This window comes from Shewanella maritima (assembly GCF_043643735.1).
GTDB lineage: Bacteria > Pseudomonadota > Gammaproteobacteria > Enterobacterales > Shewanellaceae > Shewanella > Shewanella maritima_A.
In genome coordinates this window covers 99,511-118,955 of the sequence record NZ_JBHZSM010000009.1, presented here as the reverse complement: position 1 = coordinate 118,955, position 19,445 = coordinate 99,511, and the positions used below count along the sequence as shown (strand labels likewise).

22 protein-coding genes are annotated in these 19,445 nt (G+C 40.7%); 12 read left to right on the top strand and 10 right to left on the bottom strand.

The genetic code is table 11. The features are described from left to right. Positions 1-77: 77 nt before the first annotated feature. From ACHUGF_RS11465 to ACHUGF_RS11440, 6 genes are all read left to right on the top strand, one after another. A complete protein-coding gene (locus tag ACHUGF_RS11465) occupies positions 78-1,103 on the top strand; it encodes an aminoglycoside phosphotransferase family protein (RefSeq protein WP_394131301.1) in 1,026 nt (341 codons plus the stop codon). A 33-nt stretch (positions 1,104-1,136) separates the two neighbouring features. After that, a complete protein-coding gene (murU, locus tag ACHUGF_RS11460; RefSeq protein ID WP_394131299.1) occupies positions 1,137-1,856 on the top strand; it encodes an N-acetylmuramate alpha-1-phosphate uridylyltransferase MurU in 720 nt (239 codons plus the stop codon). A gap of 12 nt (positions 1,857-1,868) precedes the next feature. Further along, entirely contained in the window at positions 1,869-2,642 is a 774-nt protein-coding gene (djlA, locus tag ACHUGF_RS11455; RefSeq protein WP_394131297.1) for a co-chaperone DjlA, read from the top strand. 23 nt (positions 2,643-2,665) lie between these two features. Further along, positions 2,666-3,322 (top strand): outer membrane beta-barrel protein, encoded by a 657-nt coding sequence (locus ACHUGF_RS11450; protein ID WP_394131295.1) that lies wholly within the window; start codon positions 2,666-2,668, stop codon positions 3,320-3,322. A gap of 71 nt (positions 3,323-3,393) precedes the next feature. Then, complete coding sequence (locus tag ACHUGF_RS11445; protein WP_394131293.1) at positions 3,394-4,347, top strand: D-2-hydroxyacid dehydrogenase; 954 nt, start codon at positions 3,394-3,396, stop codon at positions 4,345-4,347. A 49-nt stretch (positions 4,348-4,396) separates the two neighbouring features. Next, positions 4,397-4,837: a hypothetical protein gene (locus ACHUGF_RS11440; RefSeq protein ID WP_394131291.1), complete on the top strand. Its 441-nt coding sequence runs from the start codon at positions 4,397-4,399 to the stop codon at positions 4,835-4,837. A gap of 104 nt (positions 4,838-4,941) precedes the next feature. Here the strand turns inward: ACHUGF_RS11440 and purT are convergent, their stop codons facing one another. After that, complete coding sequence (gene purT / locus ACHUGF_RS11435; protein WP_394131289.1) at positions 4,942-6,138, bottom strand: formate-dependent phosphoribosylglycinamide formyltransferase; 1,197 nt, start codon at positions 6,136-6,138, stop codon at positions 4,942-4,944. Positions 6,139-6,377: 239 nt separating this feature from the next. Between purT and ACHUGF_RS11430 the strand changes: the two genes are divergently transcribed. Together ACHUGF_RS11430 and ACHUGF_RS11425 are read left to right on the top strand one after the other, a co-directional pair. Next, on the top strand, positions 6,378-6,791 hold the full coding sequence (locus ACHUGF_RS11430; protein WP_394131287.1) for a DUF3302 domain-containing protein: 414 nt from the start codon (positions 6,378-6,380) through the stop codon (positions 6,789-6,791). Positions 6,792-6,793: 2 nt separating this feature from the next. Beyond that, positions 6,794-7,939, top strand: a complete 1,146-nt coding sequence (locus ACHUGF_RS11425; protein WP_394131285.1) for an HlyD family secretion protein — start codon at positions 6,794-6,796, stop codon at positions 7,937-7,939. A 117-nt stretch (positions 7,940-8,056) separates the two neighbouring features. Here ACHUGF_RS11425 and ACHUGF_RS11420 read toward each other — a convergent pair whose 3' ends face one another. Further along, on the bottom strand, positions 8,057-8,638 hold the full coding sequence (locus ACHUGF_RS11420; RefSeq protein WP_394131284.1) for a DUF4136 domain-containing protein: 582 nt from the start codon (positions 8,636-8,638) through the stop codon (positions 8,057-8,059). 90 nt (positions 8,639-8,728) lie between these two features. On the opposite strand from ACHUGF_RS11420, the gene ACHUGF_RS11415 reads away from it, so the two are divergent. Beyond that, a complete protein-coding gene (locus ACHUGF_RS11415) occupies positions 8,729-9,040 on the top strand; it encodes a DUF1289 domain-containing protein (RefSeq protein ID WP_394131282.1) in 312 nt (103 codons plus the stop codon). Positions 9,041-9,086: 46 nt separating this feature from the next. On the opposite strand, the gene ACHUGF_RS11410 is transcribed toward ACHUGF_RS11415, so the two are convergent. The 6 genes from ACHUGF_RS11410 to ACHUGF_RS11385 all read right to left on the bottom strand — a co-directional run bounded on the left by ACHUGF_RS11410 (position 9,087) and on the right by ACHUGF_RS11385 (position 14,613). Continuing rightward, a complete protein-coding gene (locus tag ACHUGF_RS11410) occupies positions 9,087-10,337 on the bottom strand; it encodes an ATP-binding protein (protein WP_394131281.1) in 1,251 nt (416 codons plus the stop codon). Between the two features lie 38 nt (positions 10,338-10,375). Next, on the bottom strand, positions 10,376-11,089 hold the full coding sequence (locus ACHUGF_RS11405) for a winged helix-turn-helix domain-containing protein (RefSeq protein WP_394131279.1): 714 nt from the start codon (positions 11,087-11,089) through the stop codon (positions 10,376-10,378). Then, positions 11,089-11,508 (bottom strand): DUF3019 domain-containing protein, encoded by a 420-nt coding sequence (locus tag ACHUGF_RS11400; protein ID WP_394131277.1) that lies wholly within the window; start codon positions 11,506-11,508, stop codon positions 11,089-11,091. The genes ACHUGF_RS11405 and ACHUGF_RS11400 overlap by 1 nt, the downstream gene beginning before the upstream one ends. Then, positions 11,508-12,389 (bottom strand): MipA/OmpV family protein, encoded by an 882-nt coding sequence (locus tag ACHUGF_RS11395; protein WP_394131275.1) that lies wholly within the window; start codon positions 12,387-12,389, stop codon positions 11,508-11,510. Before ACHUGF_RS11395 ends, ACHUGF_RS11400 begins: the two co-directional genes overlap by 1 nt. A 194-nt stretch (positions 12,390-12,583) precedes the next feature. After that, positions 12,584-13,180, bottom strand: a complete 597-nt coding sequence (locus ACHUGF_RS11390; protein WP_394131274.1) for a TetR/AcrR family transcriptional regulator — start codon at positions 13,178-13,180, stop codon at positions 12,584-12,586. Between the two features lie 8 nt (positions 13,181-13,188). Further along, positions 13,189-14,613, bottom strand: coding sequence for a coniferyl aldehyde dehydrogenase (locus tag ACHUGF_RS11385; RefSeq protein ID WP_394131272.1), 1,425 nt, complete (start codon positions 14,611-14,613; stop codon positions 13,189-13,191). 333 nt (positions 14,614-14,946) lie between these two features. Here ACHUGF_RS11385 and ACHUGF_RS11380 point away from each other — a divergent pair, with 333 nt between their 5' ends. After that, complete coding sequence (locus tag ACHUGF_RS11380) at positions 14,947-15,378, top strand: universal stress protein (RefSeq protein ID WP_394131270.1); 432 nt, start codon at positions 14,947-14,949, stop codon at positions 15,376-15,378. Between the two features lie 122 nt (positions 15,379-15,500). Here the strand turns inward: ACHUGF_RS11380 and ACHUGF_RS11375 are convergent, their stop codons facing one another. Next, positions 15,501-17,093, bottom strand: coding sequence for a PH domain-containing protein (locus tag ACHUGF_RS11375; protein ID WP_394131268.1), 1,593 nt, complete (start codon positions 17,091-17,093; stop codon positions 15,501-15,503). Further along, the gene (locus ACHUGF_RS11370; protein ID WP_394131266.1) at positions 17,086-17,832 is read right to left on the bottom strand and encodes a PH domain-containing protein; all 747 of its coding nucleotides are present in this window, start codon (positions 17,830-17,832) and stop codon (positions 17,086-17,088) included. The genes ACHUGF_RS11375 and ACHUGF_RS11370 overlap by 8 nt, the downstream gene beginning before the upstream one ends. Before the next feature lie 381 nt (positions 17,833-18,213). Between ACHUGF_RS11370 and ACHUGF_RS11365 the strand changes: the two genes are divergently transcribed. Both ACHUGF_RS11365 and ACHUGF_RS11360 read left to right on the top strand, forming a co-directional pair. Further along, positions 18,214-18,855 carry an alpha-ketoglutarate-dependent dioxygenase AlkB family protein gene (locus tag ACHUGF_RS11365; RefSeq protein WP_394131264.1) on the top strand — a complete coding sequence of 214 codons (642 nt, stop codon included), beginning with the start codon at positions 18,214-18,216 and terminating at the stop codon, positions 18,853-18,855. 164 nt (positions 18,856-19,019) lie between these two features. Then, positions 19,020-19,319 (top strand): BolA family protein, encoded by a 300-nt coding sequence (locus ACHUGF_RS11360; protein WP_394131263.1) that lies wholly within the window; start codon positions 19,020-19,022, stop codon positions 19,317-19,319. Positions 19,320-19,445 lie beyond the last annotated feature (126 nt).

Genomic DNA, 19,445 nt, shown 5'->3' with positions numbered 1-19,445 from the left:
TATTCAATCCATTATTTAGCTGTTTCCACATGTTATGCTGGTTATAATAAAACAATTTTTCAATAAGAGCTATTCAGATGAGTGTTTCAGACATCAGATTGATTGAGTTAGAGGCTTGGTTAGCATCCATTTTTGACAATTCTGTTAAAGTGACATTGATAAGTGGTGATGCCAGTTTTCGCCGTTACTTTCGTGTGACTCATCAAGGTCAGCATTACATTGTTGCTGACTCACCAGTTGAGCTTGTGCCAATTACTCCTTTTATCACTATGGCCAAGGCATATGAACAAGCAGATATTTTTGCACCTAAGGTGTTGGCGTTTGAAGCAGATAAAGGCTTTGTATTGCAAACTGATTTAGGTGATCGACAGTTACTTGATGCCCTGACTGAAGAGAATGTAAGTGATTACTATCAAACAGGCTTAGGTTTGTTGCCGCATATTGCCAAAGTGACATGTACTGAGCAAGGAACCTTAACTGCGTTTGACCAGTCGTTTGTAAAGCGTGAGTTACATATTTTTGTGGAATGGTTACTGGAGAAACACCTTAGCTATCAATTAACTGATGCTGAAAATACTATGCTTGATAATGTATTTAATAGGCTGACCGATAATGCGTTATTTCAGCCTCAGGTGGGTATGCACCGTGATTTTCATAGTCGAAATATATTATTGGTCGATGATCAATTGGCCGGTAAGCAATTGGCGGTTATCGATTTTCAAGACGCAGTGATAGGACCTGTGACATATGATGCCGTGTCGTTATTAAGAGATTGCTATGTAAAATGGCCAACATCAATAGTCACTCAGTTAATGAAGCATCACTACCAACTGTGTCTACAACAAGGGCTTATTCCAAGTTCAACGTCATTCAATGATTATCAACAATGGTTTGATTTTATGGGTATGCAGCGTCATATCAAGGCTGCTGGGATATTTGCACGTCTGTATCATAGAGATGATAAAGCCGGTTATTTAAAAGACATCCCGCTCACGCTAAGTTATGTGGTGGATATTGGCAGTCAGTATCCTGAGTTTAGGCAATTTAGTCAGTGGGTGAACGATATTGTGATTCCGGCCGTCAATGCAAAAAATCATAGGTAGATGAACACCAATGAAAAAGGAAACAGCACAATCATGAAAGCAATGATCCTCGCCGCAGGCCGTGGTGAACGTTTACGACCTCTGACCGATGTAGTGCCAAAGCCACTGGTTGAAGTTGCGGGTAAGCCACTCATTGAGTATCACCTAGAGAAGTTGGCAAAAGCGGGTTTCAAACAAGTGGTAATCAATTGTGCATGGCTTGGTCATAAATTACCCGAGCGATTAGGTGATGGCAGTCGCTGGGGGTTAAGTATTGCATATAGTCATGAACAACAAGCATTAGAGACTGCTGGTGGCATCATACAAGCGCTCAAGTTATTGGGTGATGAGCCATTTTTTGTGATCAATGGTGATATATTCATCGAGCAACTACCTAATATAAAACAGCTACACGCAAGTATGATGCAACAAAATGCTCAAATCGCTTTATGGCTTGTTAATAATCCTGTTCATAACCCCAGTGGGGATTTTTTTCTAAACCAGCAACCTGATCGTGATGGGGATACTTGGGTTGATGAACTTGAGCAAGAGCAACTTGGGGTTACCTACAGTGGTATGGGGCTATACCACCCCAAAATATTTACAGACTTAGTGCCTGGACGACGTGCGTTATCGCCTGTAATACGTGATAAAATACAGCAGCAACAAGTGCTTGGCCAAGTCTATACTCATTACTGGTGTGATGTCGGCACTATTGAGCGAATGAATACCCTTGAGCAGGACATTGTTCAAGGTAAAGTGAATACTAACTAATCGGGTTATTTAATGCGTATTTGGGGTAAAGTTTTTGGATTTATTATTGGCTTTATGTTTGGCCGTATTCTTGGCGGTATTCTAGGACTGTGGCTAGGGCATCAATACGACAGACGTAAATCATTAACTGAGTTAATTCGTACCAGTGCACAACGCCAAGCGACCTTTTTCAACGCGACATTTGCTGTAATGGGGCATGTTGCTAAAGCATCTGGGCGTGTCACTGAAAATGATATCCGTATCGCGACTCAATTAATGGACCAACTGCGCCTTTCTGGTCAAGCGAGACAAGACGCACAAACCGCTTTTAGACAAGGCCGTCAAGCTGATTTTGATGTCCAAAAACAAATTGCTGATTTTAGAGCCGTGACGAATGACAGAGCTGAGTTACTGCAAATGTTTTTAGAAATCCAAATACAAACAGCTATTTCTGATGGCGAGTTGCACCAAAATGAACAACGGGTGTTAACCGTGATAGCCAAAGCATTGGGCTTAGAATCTCAGCTACAAGATCTAATCAATAGATGGCAAGCAGAGTTTAATTTTCATCAATCTGCTCAAGGAAATAAAGTGCCCTTATCAGATGCTTATGCCATGCTAGGTGTGGCAGAATCTGATAGCGATCAACAAATTAAACGTGCTTATCGTAAGCTGATGAATGAACATCACCCCGATAAATTAGTCGCTAAGGGATTACCAGAAGAGATGATGGCATTAGCTAAAGTGAAAGCACAAGATCTTCAGTCGGCTTATGAAAGCATTAAAGCTGAACGAGGTATTCGTTAAGTCAAAACACAAGGAAGAACAGTATGCGTGAATCAACATGTGCGGTGAGTAGAGCGAAGGTTAAATTCAGGTTAGCTTGTTTGGTTGGTGCACTTGCAGGAATAAGTGCAAGTGGTCACGCAGCAGCGGAGGTGTTTGTTGCTCCCTTCGGTGGTTATAGCTTTGGTCACTCGGGCGTAGATATTACCGATAATGAAGATGAAGTGACTTCTTCGCTTAAGTTTTCCGAATCAAGTCATGTCGGCATCATGTTGGGTAAAATGACCAAGGACCCTGGCAACATTTATTTTTTATACAGTCGCCAAAGCAGTGATGTGAGAAGTGGTGCATTATCTAGTGAGGTATTAAGTGACCTTGATATTAGTTACTTCCATGTTGGTGGTAGCTTGTATTTCCCCAATGGCAATTTTAAGCCTTATATTACCGCTAGCTTAGGTGCAACGCATATGGCGCCTGACAGCCAATACTCTACAGAAACCAAATTCTCTATGGGTTTTGCTGGTGGTGTGAGTTATGACATCAGCGAAAATATTGCCTTATTTGGTGAAGTAAGAGGTTACGCCACCTTTGTTAATTCTAACAGTTCACTTTTTTGTGGTAGCACTGAGTGTTTATGGCGTATCTCTGGTGATGTGATGTGGCAAGGACAAGCTAATGCCGGTGTTAGCTTTAAGTTTTAACTATTTAATCACTTAAAGCCCTAGCTAATATTGCTGAGACTGCTCTTTTGATACTGTAAGATGGATAAATCATGAAAATCGTTGTCCTAGATGGCTATACTCTCAATCCTGGGGATTTGAGTTGGCAGCCGTTACTTGAGCTGGGTGAGTGTGATATTTATCAGCATAGCCAAGCTAATGAAGTATTGGCGCGCGCTAAAGATGCGCAGGTATTGTTGACCAATAAAACCGTTATTGATCGACAACTAATGGCACAATTACCTCAGCTTAAATACATTGGCGTACTGGCAACCGGTACAAATGTTGTTGATGTTGCTTATGCTATTCAGCAGGGCATAGTGGTAACCAATGTGCCAGCATACGGGCCTGATGCGGTGGCGCAAATGGTGTTTGCGCATATTTTACACCACAGTCAGCACCTCGCTGTTCATCATGATGCTGTTGTTAAAGGGCTGTGGAGCAATAATCGCGATTTTTGCTTTACTTTAGCACCATTAATGTCGCTTAAGCATAAAACCATCGGGCTAATTGGCTACGGCGATATTGGTAAGCAAGTAGCTAAAATTGCTCAAGCATTTAATATGAAAGTGCTTATTCATACTCCTAATAAGAAACTAAATTTAGATGACGGTCTGTACTGGTGTGAACTGCCTAAATTATTGCAACAAGCAGATATCATCTCGCTGCACTGTCCTCTTACTCCTATTACACATCATTTAATCAATGCTGCGAGCCTTGCAATAATGCAACCGGGTTGTTTATTAATAAATACTGCACGTGGAGATTTGATTAGCGAAACTGAATTGGCACTTTGGTTAAATCAAGAACGTGGTTTTGCAGGGGTTGATGTACTTTCTACTGAACCGCCTGAGCCTGATAATCCTTTATTATCAGCCAAGAACATTAGTATCAGCCCACATATTGCGTGGGCAACGGTAGAAGCTAGGCAGAATTTATTGAATATTGCGATGAATAATTTGCAGGCTTTTGGCAAGGGAGAACCCGTTAATCAAGTTCTTGCTTAGGGAACTCTATTTTATTTTTCAGTGAGTGGATAAAAGACAAGGAGAAGCCGTGGCAATTTGGAAGTCACTTTATGATGTTTTTGATAAAGAACGCACTCGAGTCGAGCGTACTAAGGGAACCACTCAAGCAATACGTTATGAAGTAGAGGCAAATGTGCGCTTTATTGCGCAAGCCAGCCAGAGTGACATGGATATTGCCAGCATCATTCAAGGCCTAGAAACCCAGGTATTTAATCAGATATTAAAGCAGGGTGGTTCATTGAGTAAGACATTGCTAACTGAAGATCAGGTAGTGGGCTACCCAGAATTTCAGTTTTATGTAGGCAAAACGGCTAATGAGTTAGTTCACTTAGGTTATCAACGTATTCAGCTGATGAAGAAACTGCCTGTTGAACAAGCTTCAATGCTTAAAATTAAATCATTGATGCGATTTTTATTATTGTGCGCTTTTCTTATTGATGGCTTGGCCTTACCCAAACGGAAAGTATAGAGTGCAGCGCCTTTGTGGTCGGTTATTAGTGACGAGCTCTGGTATTTGATGTCTTTAGAGGATTAAAAAGGCCGCAATTGCGGCCTTTATTATTTTTCAAATTATCACATGATAACTTGAACTTGTTCTGCGCTATGTTTCGCTTTTTCAATCGCACTTTCAATACTATTATCTCTTGCAAGTGCAACACCTAAACGACGGCGGCCATCGATGTCAGGCTTACCAAATATCCTAAGTTGGGTCAGTGGTTGTGCGAGTGCTTTGTCTAGGCCTTGATACTGGATTGCATTTGATGTGCCTTCTGCAAGAATGACCGCTGAAGCGCTGTCACCAAATTGGGTTATGTTAGTAATGGGTAGCCCTAAGATAGCGCGGGCATGTAAAGCAAACTCTGATTGGTCTTGACTGATCAAAGTGACTAAACCTGTATCATGAGGGCGCGGTGATACCTCAGAGAAATACACATTTTCGCCTTCAATAAATAGCTCAACACCGAATAAGCCATAACCGCCTAAGGCTTCAACAACCTTCTTACTCATGTTCTGTGCTTTTTCTAATACATGAGTAGGCATCGCTTGAGGCTGCCAAGATTCACGATAGTCACCGTCCTCTTGGCGATGACCAATAGGATCACAATAATGGATACCATTAACTGCGCTCACTGTCAGTAAAGTGATTTCATAATCAAACTTTATAAAGCCTTCTACAATCACTCGTCCGCCGCCAGCTCGTCCACCTTCTTGAGCATATTGCCATGCAGAATCAATATCATCTTGCCTTTTGATAACACTTTGACCTTTACCAGAAGAGCTCATGACTGGCTTAACAACACACGGGGTACCAATTTGCTCGACTGCGTGATCAAATTCGGCTTTGGTATCGCAGAAAAAGTAAGGAGAAGTAGGTACAACTAGGGTTTCTGCTGCTAAGCGTCTAATGCCTTCTCTATCCATGGTTAATTTAGTGGCTCTAGCGGTCGGAACAACATGTAATCCTTGCGCCTCTAGCTCAACTAAAACCTGAGTTGCAATCGCTTCAATTTCAGGAATAATCAGGTCGGGTTGCTCTTCTACAATGACAGCTTTAAGTGCTTTTTCATCTAGCATGTTAACCACATGAAAGCGATGAGCTACTTGCATTGCAGGCGCATTGGGGTAGCGATCAACACCAATAACCTCAATGCCAAAGCGTTGTAATTCAATGGCGACTTCTTTACCTAACTCACCACAACCAAGCAGCATAGCTTTCTTTGTATTGGCTGTTAATGGTGTGCCAAATGTCTGAATTGTATTAACTGACATAACCGACCTATAAATGTGTGTTGTAGGGAATATTTCTGTGACGACAGTGTATCGCTTGCGGCTGTAAATTTTATTCTAGACTCTATATTTTGTGTCTAAGATCACTCTTAGATTAGTAAAAACTTAATTTTGAATTTCGTACTATCAAATAAAAACTCTTTCTAAATGAGATATATAATGTAAGCTGAATCATTGGTTGTGTATTTGTTAGTGCTTTGTTGTGATTTCTAGGGGGAGACATGTTTCTAGATTATTTCGCGTTAAGTTTATTGTTTTTTGTCGCACTGGTGATTTTCTATGGGGTGATTGCCATTCACGACATTCCGTATGAAATAGCTAAACATAGGAATCATCCGCAGCAGGATGCGATTCATATTGCAGGCTGGGTTAGCCTGTTTACGTTACATGCAATTTGGCCATTTTTATGGATATGGGCGACCTTGTATCGTGAAGATAGAGGTTGGGGCTTTAGTGATGGTAAAAAACGCGAATTAATTATTGAGGGTGAGATGCGTCAACTGATCACTCAGGTTGAATTGCTAACCACAAAGGTTGCAGAGCTAGAACAAACTAAAGCACCTGTAACAGAAGTGACTTCCCCGGCTGAAACAGAACTCCAAGAGACAGCCGATAATCATAAAGGAGAGGTGTAGTCATGGATTTACTATTAATTTTAACTTACACCGCTTTTTGTGTAGCGATATTTAAAATCTTTAAAATTCCATTGACCAAATGGACTGTGCCTACAGCTATTTTAGGTGGTATTGCGCTGATTGGTACGCTTTTATTATTGATGAACTATAACCACCCGTATACTAAGTTTGCGCGTGAATACTTTGCTACAACCCCTATTAACTCAGCTGTACGTGGTATTGTGACTGAGGTTGCTGTTAAGCCAAATCAACCAATTAAAAAAGGCGATGTGTTATTTAAAATTGACCCTATCCCTTATGAAGCAGCGTTGATGCAAAAGCTGGCTGAGTTAGAAGAAGCTGAACAACAAGTGCCACAGTTAGAAGCTGCTTTTAATGTATCTCAAGCCACTGTCGCACAAGCACAAGCTGATAAAGATAGAGCAGAGTCTGCCTATAAGCGTTATGAAGAAGGCCGTAAAAAAGGTGGTTCTAACTCGCCATTTACAGAGCTTGAACTTGATAATAAACGCCAACTTTTCTATGCGGCACAAGCGAGACTCGAAGCTGCTAAAGCTGAGCAGTTACGTACTCGTTTAGCGTTTGAATCTAACATCGACGGTGTTAATACTAAAGTTGCTAGCTTACAGGCTCAAGTAGACAAAGCACGTTTCGAACTCGATATGACCGTCGTAAGAGCCCCTGCAGATGGTATTGTTACTCAATTAGCGCTACGTAAAGGTGCTATGGCAGTACCCATTCCATTGCGTCCATCATTGAGCTTCATTCCTGATGAAGAGCGTTTCATTGCTGGGGCATTTTGGCAAAATTCATTATTGCGCTTAAAAGAGGGTGATGATGCTGAGGTTATTTTTGACTCAGTACCTGGTGTCGTGTTTAAAGGCAAAGTGGCTAAAGTCTTGCCAGCCATGGCAGAAGGTGAGATTCAATTTGGTGGCAATTTACAATCATCAAATCGTTTATTCCAACGCGGTCGTGCATTGGTATTAATTGAGTTAGATGAAAATGATGTAGTCGGCACTTTACCTGCAGGTGTTGCAGGGCAGGCAGCTATTTACACTGAACACTTTACTCATGTGTCAATCATTCGCAAAGTGTTACTCAGAATGCAAGGCTGGTTAAATTACATTTTTGCCGAAGGGCATTAGCCTATCAGCCAGTAAAATTTGAGTTTATTATTCGCCAAAAAAAGTCCGCTAGTAGCGGACTTTTTTATGAGCAGTAGGTAGGTTTTTGCCGAGCAGAAATGGACTAAACAGAGTCCATTAATTGTTATTTGGTTGCGGAGGAAACACACTTAAAATATGGCTTACTGTAGCTGTGGTTTCTTGTTGTTTAGCTTGGCCATCTCGGTCAAAGTCAAACTTATCATCGCCACGCCAGATAAGCTTATTCTGTTTTGGGTCTATAATATCTATTTGGATAAACCGCTCTGTTACAGAGGTTTGGCCAACAGGGACACCGATACTCGTGCCAATACCAATACTGCCATTACGACCACTGGTGCCTGTGCCTAACCCGATAGACAGGTTTGAGTCTTTCGGCTTTTCTTTAGTTAAAAAGCGGTAATTTACTTGAAAACTGGGATTATCTGTATCTTCCACAAATCCTTTACTGATTAACGTTGCTGAGATGGCGTCACGTATTCTGTCCGCACTAATTGTGTCTTGTGGTGGCTGTTCATGTTGCATATGAGCAAAACTACTCAAGCCAGTAAAATCGAAAGTAGTGTCATAATCAGATTTTGGTGTGCTTTTACAGGCGCTTAATCCTAGCGTGAGAAGAGTGGCTAAGCATAGATAATTGAGGGGTTTTAGATTGATATTTCGTAATATCGGATTCAACATTGACTTGCTCCAAAAATGCACAATGTGACATATTAGATTTACGTTAACATATATTTTCAGACGCCACTACGAAGGCAAGTGTAATTATTAATGGAACAGCTCAGCTTTTTTAATGTACCCAGCCCATGCGTTGGTATCTGTCAAACAGATGCCCGAGGCTATTGCTTGGGTTGTTTTCGAAGTCGTGATGAGCGTTTCGGTTGGATGAATTTGACAGATGGACAAAAGCACAATGTAATTCGGTTGTGCAAGCAGCGTAAGCGAAGACGTCAATATGCATTAATGAAACATGCCAAAACGCTGCAACAACAAGAGCAGGCTAAGCTTAATCAGCAACTTGAGTTTGAAGAAGTGGATGATGAACAAGATAACCTCAAGCTTGATGGCTTCGAGTTAGATTAAATCATGTGGTGTTTTCGTGTGGTACTTACTGTTTAGCCCATTAATTTTACCACTGTAAGCTAAAGGTCGTGTGTTTGTCGTTACTGATTAAACTGACTTTACCTTGGTGTCTTTCCATAATACGGCTAATAATTGCAAGGCCTAAACCATGCCCTTTATTACCTTTGTGCTGACTCTTAGAGCGATAAAAAGGCTTGAATAAATGTGGCTGATCTTCTTCTGGAATGGCTTCACCATCATTAGTAACGGATAACTTGACTTCATCCCCTACCATCTTAACTGATATTACCACGGTAGTTTGGGCATAACGTATAGCATTGGTCAGCAGATTTTGAATGGCACGTTCGATAAGTGCAGTTTCACACATTGCAAATAATTCACTTTGCATGCTATCAAAGTTGATTAGTATTTTGCTTAAGGGCTGCACACGCTGTACTTGATGCTCACAAATTTTGATTAAGTCGCATTTTTCAAATTCTGGCTCAGTATAAGCCGTGTCTAAACTTGCGAAGGTGAGTAATTCTTGCAGCAGGTTTTCCATCTCTTTGATGTCTGCTTTCATTTCTTCCAAAAACTCATCGCGTTTTACTATATCTGAACCTGGCTGGCAATATTGAGGTAATAACGCCAGAGCAAATTTCAAACGCCCTAGTGGCGTGCGTATTTCATGTGAAATGGCATTGGTTAAATGTTTTTGGCTGTCGATGAGGCTTGTAATATGGTTCGCCATATCATTAAAGGTGCTGGCTAGTGGGGCAACTTGAGAGCTATTAGCTAGTTCAATTCTGGTTTGCCAGTTAGCCTCACCAAATGACTTAGTGGCTTTTCTAAGGGTTTTTAGATCCCTTGATAATGGCCAAACCCACACTAAGGCAACCAGCGCTAAAGAAAGATAGAACAAGATGGTGAATACGCCGCGTAAATTGGCTCGTGGGTCAATATCTATTGGTCCAGCGATCAGGGTTTGATCGCCGACTGCGATAAACTGTAGCTCGTGTGACTCATCTACTTGCGAGGTAATGATGCTATTGGGCATCAAAGTGAGATCACCACTGATACTGATTTGATCTTTATTAAATAATTGCAGTGGGATGGTGTGTTGGTCTGAAATAGTGTCGAGATAAGATTGACGTTCAGATTTAGGTAATTGCGATAATAATAAGGCAAAAGCGATTAAAGGAGCGTCTATTTCGGCTTCATCTTTTACTTGGCGTTGCCAAATAGTATCTAAAGTCCAGCCTATGCCTAAAAAGCTTAAGCTAAGCAATAAATATAGACTGATAAATAGACGCTTCAATCGTTAATCCGTTAATCCATTTGATCCGTTAATATAAACTAGTTATTCCACGCTTCAGGTGCAAACAAGTATCCTTGTCCCCATACTGTTTTGATCCTGAATGGTGTTTCAATGCTGTCACCTAGCTTTTTACGTAAACGCGAGATACGCACGTCAATTTTTCTATCTTTACCATCAAAGTCAATATTCAATAAGTATTGATAAATATATTGTCTGCTGAGTACCTGTCCAGCTTGTGAAGCTAATAACCAAAGTAATTCAAACTCATGGCTGGTTAAGTCGATTTCGGTATTCCCTAGTCGAATGGCCTGAGTATGTGGGTCAATGCTTAGTTTACCAAACGTTAGGCAATGAGACTCTGCTTGTACAGGTTGTGCCTGACGACGTAATAAATTATTAATACGTGCCACAAGTAGTGCAGGGTCAACTGGTTTTACAATATAGTCATCAGCACCTAATTCAAGACCTTTAATTTGATCTTCATTAGAGCCTAATGCACTCATTAATAGTACCGGGCCAGCAAAGTAATCTGGTAAACGTTCACATAAGCTTAATCCGTCAAGACCTGGCAACATGATGTCCAATAAGATGATATCTGGTTTATAACTAATTAATCGAGTTAAAACAGTATCACCGCGTCGCTCAACTTCAACATGCATATCATGTGACTTTAGATAGTCAACAATCAAGTTTGCTAGACGAATGTCATCTTCAACAAGTAAAACTCTATGCGTTGATTGAGAGTTAGTCATTAAAATAAACTCCAAGGGTTGCGATAACGCCTCCGCACTTTCGTGGCAGACGATTTGGTGATGTTGATTTTTACGCTTCCTAGCGTATTGTTATTCTTATTCACCAAGACAAAATTGATGTCTTTATCGGATTGAATTCTTAGATTTAAAGAACGCGTGCTGGAGTCTGTTGAACACCAACGCGGCATTGCTTCATAATCTGATAAAATACAAACCAGTTGTTCACTGGCCATCTCCCAATTTAAAACAATATCCATCTCACAGAATTGCTCTTCAGCATCTGTCAGACAGAACTCAGGTGTTGCTGTTAACTTCACCTTGCCATCAAGTGTATCAGCGTAAACTGATCCGAGGCTTAAAAAGAGAAGTAAAATGATAATTAACTGGCAAAACCGAAAGGAGTTGTTAATAAATTGCATCAGAATTTATAAGCCATACCTACGAAAAAGGTGGTTGCATAATCTTTTGATAGCAATGGACTATCTTTTGTATCACCTGCAAGTTTGGTGTATCTCGCTGCCAAAACAATATCCCAATGTTGAGCCAATACATACTGAGTGGTAATTTCCGCACCGTAATCCCACCCAGATGAAGGTTTATATTCTTGATTCCAATATAAACTCTCGCTCTCACGAACGCCATAGTAATACTGGATTAAATCAGAACTTTTCCAATCTACGAACAATGCGCTGTCAAATACCCATTGTTCGTAAGCAATACCGTACTGCCACTTCAACTGGGCAGCTATACCATGATGCACATTAAGTATATCGTGACCCACAGCGGCTTTAAAAATACCTAAATTACTATAATAAAACGCTTCAAGTCCACCTAACAAAGTGAAGTTACGGTTATTAAGGTTATTGGTGTCAATTTCTTCAATTGCGTCCACAGTGTTCAAAGACAACATTGATAATGGTGCAGCTTTACCGCTGCTCCCTAAGACAAAAATATTTGAGGGGTCCCAGCGGTTAAAGTAGCCGCTGTCATTGGTGTATGAGGTGGTGATATTTAAAGCAAAGTTTTCGGTTTCATTAAGGCTATAACCGAAGTTGCCATTATCAAAAAACCAGTCATCGCCATAGTATGCAATCGATGGCACGAAATACATTGGGATATCTTTTAAATCTTTTATTGGGGTACTACGTTTGCCATAACCGACAGCTAGCGCAATATCCCAGCGGTCAGTTTCTATGCATTGTTCCTTTTGAATACATTCTTCATCCATGGCCGCTTGTAAAGGCGGGCTTATCGCACAAGCCAGAATTAGGCCGGTAATACAGTGCTTCCAATTTCGCATATATATCGTTATACCCAGTAACATTTATATTCATTAATATTAACATTGTTACTTAATCCAGTAATCATTGGAAGGTGATTTGATACAAACTGATGCATTGTGTTATGTAAATGTATGATTTTGCTGGGGGTGCTCAATGTTAGTGCCTACTCATTTACTGCTATAAAAGTGAAATGGGGTTATTGGGTTAAGGTTTACTCGATGGCAATTGCTCGCCAGAACAATAGAAAACTTGCATCACGATATTCTGACTGATATCCAAATTCGGGATTATCAGTAAAGAAACGAATCGCAGCTAGGTATTGACCATGGCAGTTTTCAAGCATGAGGGATACTGGGTAATTCACAATTAGTCCTTGCTGTTGACCTTGTTCAATTAAATCCGTAATGAGAGTTAAGATCTCTGTCATCGCGTATTGGCGAACACTACTTGGAATGCTTGATGATAGTGAGTATTGTAAGAAAAACTGCTGTTTTAATGGATGTTTTATTGCCCAGTCAATAGCAAGTTGCCAGAGCTGTTGAGCATCTTGCTTGAGTTGTCCTGTGAGCTGGTATTGCTGCGCTAAGTCTGTAGCAAAATCGGTTTTGATGCTAACAAATAACGCCGATAGAATAGCTTCTTTTGATGGAAAGTGATGGAACAAGGTACCCGTAGCGACTTTTGCATGTTTCGCTATTGAGGCTGTAGAAGTACTGTGAAAACCGTGCTCCACAAATAAAGCCAAAGCCGCATCAAGTACGGCTTGCTTTTTATCAATAGGTCTCTTGGTTGACGATTGTTTTACCATGATACTGCCTACCTAATGAAGAATTTCATTAATAAGTTTTGAAGCTTGCTGCCATAAGGTGGATGAACCATCACGCCAGAATTAAACTTACCACTATGTAATACGGTTTTCGCATGACTGAAGGTCAAGAAGCCTTCTTTACCATGGTAATGTCCCATGCCTGATGGCCCAATACCGCCAAACGGAGCATCGTCTGCCGCAACATGGAAGATAGACTCATTGATACACACGCCACCTGAGTGGGTTTTGGCTAATATCTGTTGCTGGGTTTGTTTATCAAAACTCATGATATAAAGCGCTAACGGGCGGTCATGTGCTTGGATGTAACTGATAGCATCATCAAGTTTGTTATAGCTGATAATGGGTAGAATAGGGCCAAATATTTCATCTTGCATCACTAGCATTTCTGGTGTGACCCCAGTCAGTAACTGTGTGGCCAGCTTACGTTTGCCGGCATGATGTTGTTCACCATTAGCAGGGGTAACGGTTGCCCCTTTGATGACGGCATCTTCAATGACATTCATTAATCGTTGGTACTGCCTGTCATTAATCACATTGGTGTAGTCATCATTGTGAGCAAAGTCAGGATACATAGATTGGAATTTAGCTTGATACTCGGCGGTAAACTCGGCCACTCTGTCTTCAGGACAAAGAATATAGTCAGGGGCCACACAAATTTGGCCTGCATTAAGGCATTTACCATAAATTAAACGCTCGACAGCCGTCTTCATATCAATGTCAGGTGCAATAATGACCGGTGACTTTCCACCTAATTCAAGTGTCACTGGAGTGAGGTTTTGTGATGCCGCTTTCATCACATGCTTACCGACCACAGTTGAACCAGTAAATAATAAATGATCAAAGGCTAAGCTAGAAAACTGCGCAGCAACGTCTGCTTCACCTTCAACCACGGTCACTTCATCTTGCTCAAATACCTTAGCTAAAACTTGCGTGAGAACCTTATTCAGTGCTGGTGTAAACTCAGACATCTTGATCATTGCACGGTTACCTGCAGCAATCGCGGTAGCCAACGGCCCAATGGACAAGGTAATAGGGAAATTCCATGGCACTATAATCCCTACAACACCTAAAGGTTGAAATTGAACCGCCACCTTTGAGGGAGATAACAGTAACCCTGCGTGCCTTTTACTGGGCTTCATCCACTTCTTAAGGTTTTTTAGGGTGTAATTGATGTTGTTGATACTGGGTAATATATCAGAAATACGCGTATCGCTAGCTGAACGGTGGCCATAGTCTTGTTTTAGTGCATCAACAATGTCTTGTTGATGATCAATTATTGCCTGCTTTAAAGCTTCTAGCTTGCTCTTACGTGATGCATAACTTGGGTATGGGTTTGCAAGAAAAGCCGCTTTCTGTGTTTGAAGTGTTTCTGCAAGTGTTGCGTTTACTTGTTTATCAATTGCCATATTCATGTATATGCCTTTACCCTTTAGTTGACTTCTCGCAGGTTGGTTCACTGAGCCTTCGCTGAGATGTCTGTTAGTTAAGCTTATTTCTGCCCTGCGTAATATGAAAAATCATTAAGCGAAAAAGCTTACGCAAATTAACATTTCTACAAGCGTCAGTTAAAAACTCAATATGCCTGAATTTCAACCGACTGATTAGTCGGTCAATGATAGGTGGTTATATTGAATTGTGCAACTATTGGACATAGATTTGATGTTGATCACTGAGAAATGTCCCTGTGGCATCTACACTTAAATTGAAAGTTAGTTTTGTTATCAGCAACATGGAGGGAACAAATTATGCGTACGAAAACGATACTCTGGCCCACTGACTTTTCAGAAACAGCCTCTCACGCACTTCGATATGCCATTGAAATGGCAAATCTATATCAAGTTGGCATTAAAATTTTGCATGTTGTTGATCAGCCTTTTGGTGATGAGAATTACATGATTTTGGCGATTACACCGGATGAGTTGGCCAAGAGTATGGAAAAGGCAGCGGCAGAGAGAATGCATGAATTACTTTCTCAATTAGACACGGAATTGAAAGTTGAAACTGTTATTCGTCGTGGTGATGCAATCGATGAAATCCTTGCCGAAGCCAATAGTGGTGATGTCGGCATGGTAGTGATTGCCAGCCATGGCCGTTCAGGCTTAGATCATTTCTTACATGATAATGTTGCGGAAGCGATTGCTAATAAAGCGAGTTGCCCTGTGTTGGTGGTTAAATAACTAATTTAATTTACACCAAATATTTAACTACTCATATGCAGTTGCTGCATATGAGTAGTCAATTCTCACGGCATAAAGTTCATCATTCCTTTTTTATAATCGCTTACAGCAACTGAATTTGTTTATATCCAATTGCTGTGATCATGGCTTACTCTGTTCATCAATTTTGCGACAACTTTATTGGCGATATCTATTGGAATGTAGGGTAGCAATAGAGTCCCACTGGCTAAGCCTAACTCTAAATAAGCAAGGCCAGACTTAGCTTGAGCACGGGTTTGGGTTAAGCGAACATGTTGTATTTTGTCATAAGGGATGCGTTTCCAGTTATGGCCAAGTAGCCCAGTGTGTTGCCATACCACATCTTCTTCGATGACATAGCCCCATTGCTTAAAACGCAAAAACAGCAATCCAATAATCATCGCCGTGATGCCCCAGTATAACTCGTAAGGCGGTGCTTCAGGTTCCGGTAACAGTGTTAATACAATCGACACAATCGTTGCTGGCACCATGGCTAGCTGGGCACGCTTATAAAACCAATTGATATTAATTGATTGATATTTTTTAGGCATATCAGCCTCAGCACCGCTCAGTTTCGGTAGCTGCGATAATAAAGGTGCGATTTCGGTGCGGGTTAAGCTGGGCAGTAGCATATGTTTTTTAGTTCGTTGTTCAACTTCTTGGCCGCGTACTTGCTTAAAGTAAAGGGTCCAACGTTTGAACAAACGAGCAATGACTGGCTGTTCAAAATGAAGTATCTGCACGCGGTGAATTTTAAGTGAATCTTGCTGGTGGGAAATAACACCGCCGCTGCGTTGTAGAGTTTGTTTGCTCTCACGTAAGCGGTAAGGGTGATATTTTAATACTGACGCTAAAATTGATATGGCTGAAATTAAACCATAAAAGAATAGCAGTAAGCTGATAAACAGCATGAACTGCAAAGCAAAGTTCTGCTGGGTGTGACTGTCTGCCCATAACAATGCTTGTTGGAAAAAGGGCATATTAAACACTTCCTCCCACTGAATTTGGCCAGCAACGGGACCTGCAACAATAGCAAACCAAATAAAGTTGTTCTGGTATAAACCAAATATCACTAGCTCTTTTAGGCTGCGTTTGGTCAGTAATGTTGATTCCTGTGCATCATCTAATGTTGCAGAGCTAGCTTCCATATTCGAAGCGTTTGTTGCAGCTTGAGCTTGATTCTCATGCGTACTGGTTTGACTATTTTTCTTTAGTAAGGTGGCTTTTAATGCGTATGCTTCTTCTACACCTAAGGCACTGAGGCTGGCTTCATCTTTCGCTGACCCCGCAGTTTCAACGACTAAGGTCGCGAGATTTAACGGCCTGAAATAGAACGGCAGCTCATAACGGATGTTTTGAATTTTGTTCAGCGGAATTTCATTTTTCTTGGTGAATAGTAGGCCGCGTTTTACCTCTAACTGATCGTTATTAATTCTAAAGCGAAACCTGCGCCATTCAATAAATGCTGAAATTGATAATAATAACAACAACACGCTGGTTGCGATTAAAGACCATTGCAAACTAAAGCCTTTTTGCCAACCGGTATAAACAATTGGGATTAATGCAAAGCCATTACTGAAAATTTGAATCACAGTTTTAACAATATTACTGATCATCGACCAAGGTGATAACGCACGCCATTGGCTTAAATCCTGAGTATCTTGCTTTGTTGAATCGGCAGTAGCTTCCTTATCCATTTGAGTTACCCTTAATCTCATTATCTTTATTAAGGTCACTTTGTTGCTGGGGGGAATTGCATTGCTCAAGTATGGAAATCGGGTCTGGTGGAGTTTGGGCAATATGTTCTGGGTGCGGATCAGGCAATGCAAAGTCCTGCATATCATCAACGAGTTCATCTATATTCAGTTTGTCTCTATGACTAGCCGCGCAATGAAGTATATGTTGGCGTAAATGAACGGCTTGTTCAGCGTTGATGCCTGGTAAATCTATCTCAGCAGAACCGCTGCCAGCACTGAAACATTTCAGAGAAACCAGATTAAAATGGCGCTCTAAAGGCCCTTGTGAAATGTTGACGTGTTGAAGGCGAGTATAGGGCAGTGAGGTTGTAGCAATCCAAAATAAACCTTCTCGCATGACAAATTCATGTTCGAATACGCCATAAAACACGCGCTTAGAAATAGCATAAATTAGACTAACGATAGCAGTAGCTATCAAGGTCGTTGATATTGCGATAATCACAGCCACATTAAACGGTGCGGGTTTTGCTAATGTGAGGATAGCAAAAATGGCAATTAAAATTGCACTGCTTATCATGATGCTTATTGTTAATATCGATTTAGGGTAGTTAGGGTCATTACGCTGCAGTGATAACTCGGCTAAAGGCACCCAATTCTGTTGGGATTGTGCTTCACCAAAATCGTACTCGGTATCCAAATCATCAGTATCAAGTTGATGTGTTTGGCGTGGGTTAACCATTAATATTTCCTCCATTAAATACTAGGGCCTGTTGATCTTTGTTGATTAGAATTTGTTCGAATTAAAAGCACTTTAATTGCGGCGTGAGCGATGACGTTTAGTCATCTAAACAAATTCGTTCACAACAATGAGTAAAGTGCTTTTAAACGAACCTTACAGGCAGCACTTGTTGTCATTTCTACTGCGTTAACGACTTATCATGTGGAATAACCACACATCAAAGACGCTTCCTTATATAAATTTCCAACAAGTCGCTGCAAAAATAATCTTGAAAGATCAACAGGCCCTAATATAAAACTATATATTTCTTTTCTTTATGGGGCTATGGTTTAAGTTTTGTTGGTGAGAGTCAATTGTAACAAGCGGTAATTTTGACCGTTAATGTTCAGAAATAGTGAGGCGATTTTGCAAAATCTAGCTGATGAATTATGTCCTCAAACTATCAAGCTTGAGCCACCAGTTACCTTGTACCATGATTTTCTAACAACAGAGCTTCAAGCCAAACTTTGGCAAGAGGTTTTGTTATGTCCGCTTGAGCAAATTCAGGTGAAGGTATTCGGTAAGCAACATTACATCCCACGTCAGCAGCTGTGGATGGCCGATGATGGCTGTGATTATCAGTATTCCTCTCAACGAATTGCTCCTTACCCTTGGACCCCCAGGTTATTAGAATTAAGGCAACAGCTGCTACAACAACTGAATATTGATTGTAATAGTGTGTTGATCAATCACTATCGAGATGGTCATGATTGTATGGGGTGGCACAGTGATAATGAACCTGAATTAGATGAGGATACTGCGATTGTTTCAGTCTCTTTAGGTGCAACGAGAGACTTTTTTGTGCGACATAAAGAGACTAAAGCTAACTACAGTTATGCATTATCTGCAGGTGATGTATTGGTAATGGCAGCTGGCATGCAATCCATTTGGCAGCATTCTTTGCCTAAGCGTCTGAAAATAAAAGAGTCTAGAATTAATCTAACGTTCAGGAAAATTACGCCGTATTACTATTCGCCATCTTAGTATGTTGGTTATTCAATGAATAATGTGACTTAACTCAACAGATAATTTAGGTGTTTTCAGAGCAAGATCACTTAAATTATTACGGTGTTGATATGCTAAATTTGTATTTTTTAAGTTAAACAATTAATCTGCCTGCTCTTGAATCAAAGTGAGAAGAGTTGACTATGGTAGTTCAACAACAGATTACTGAAAAACTAAATCAAGCATTCTCTCCACTTCATTTAGAAGTGATCAATGAGAGTAACCGTCATCATGTGCCACCAAATTCGGAAACGCATTTCAAAGTGGTTGTTGTCAGCGACAACTTTGAAGGGCAACGGCTGATTGCCAGACATCGCAGTGTGAATCAAGCCTTGGCTCACGAGTTAGAAAATGGTGTTCATGCACTCTCAATCAATACCTATACAGCATCTGAATGGCAGAATGTAGAGGCGGTACCTAAGACCCCAAATTGTAAAGGTTAATGCACAACTTATTTCAAAACCTCGCAACGCGAGGTTTTTTTTGCTCAGTGAACTTTGACAATGCTGGCGTTTATGTACACAAAGCAGTATGTTAATGAAATGTGTTGGTCAATTCGATCAAGGATT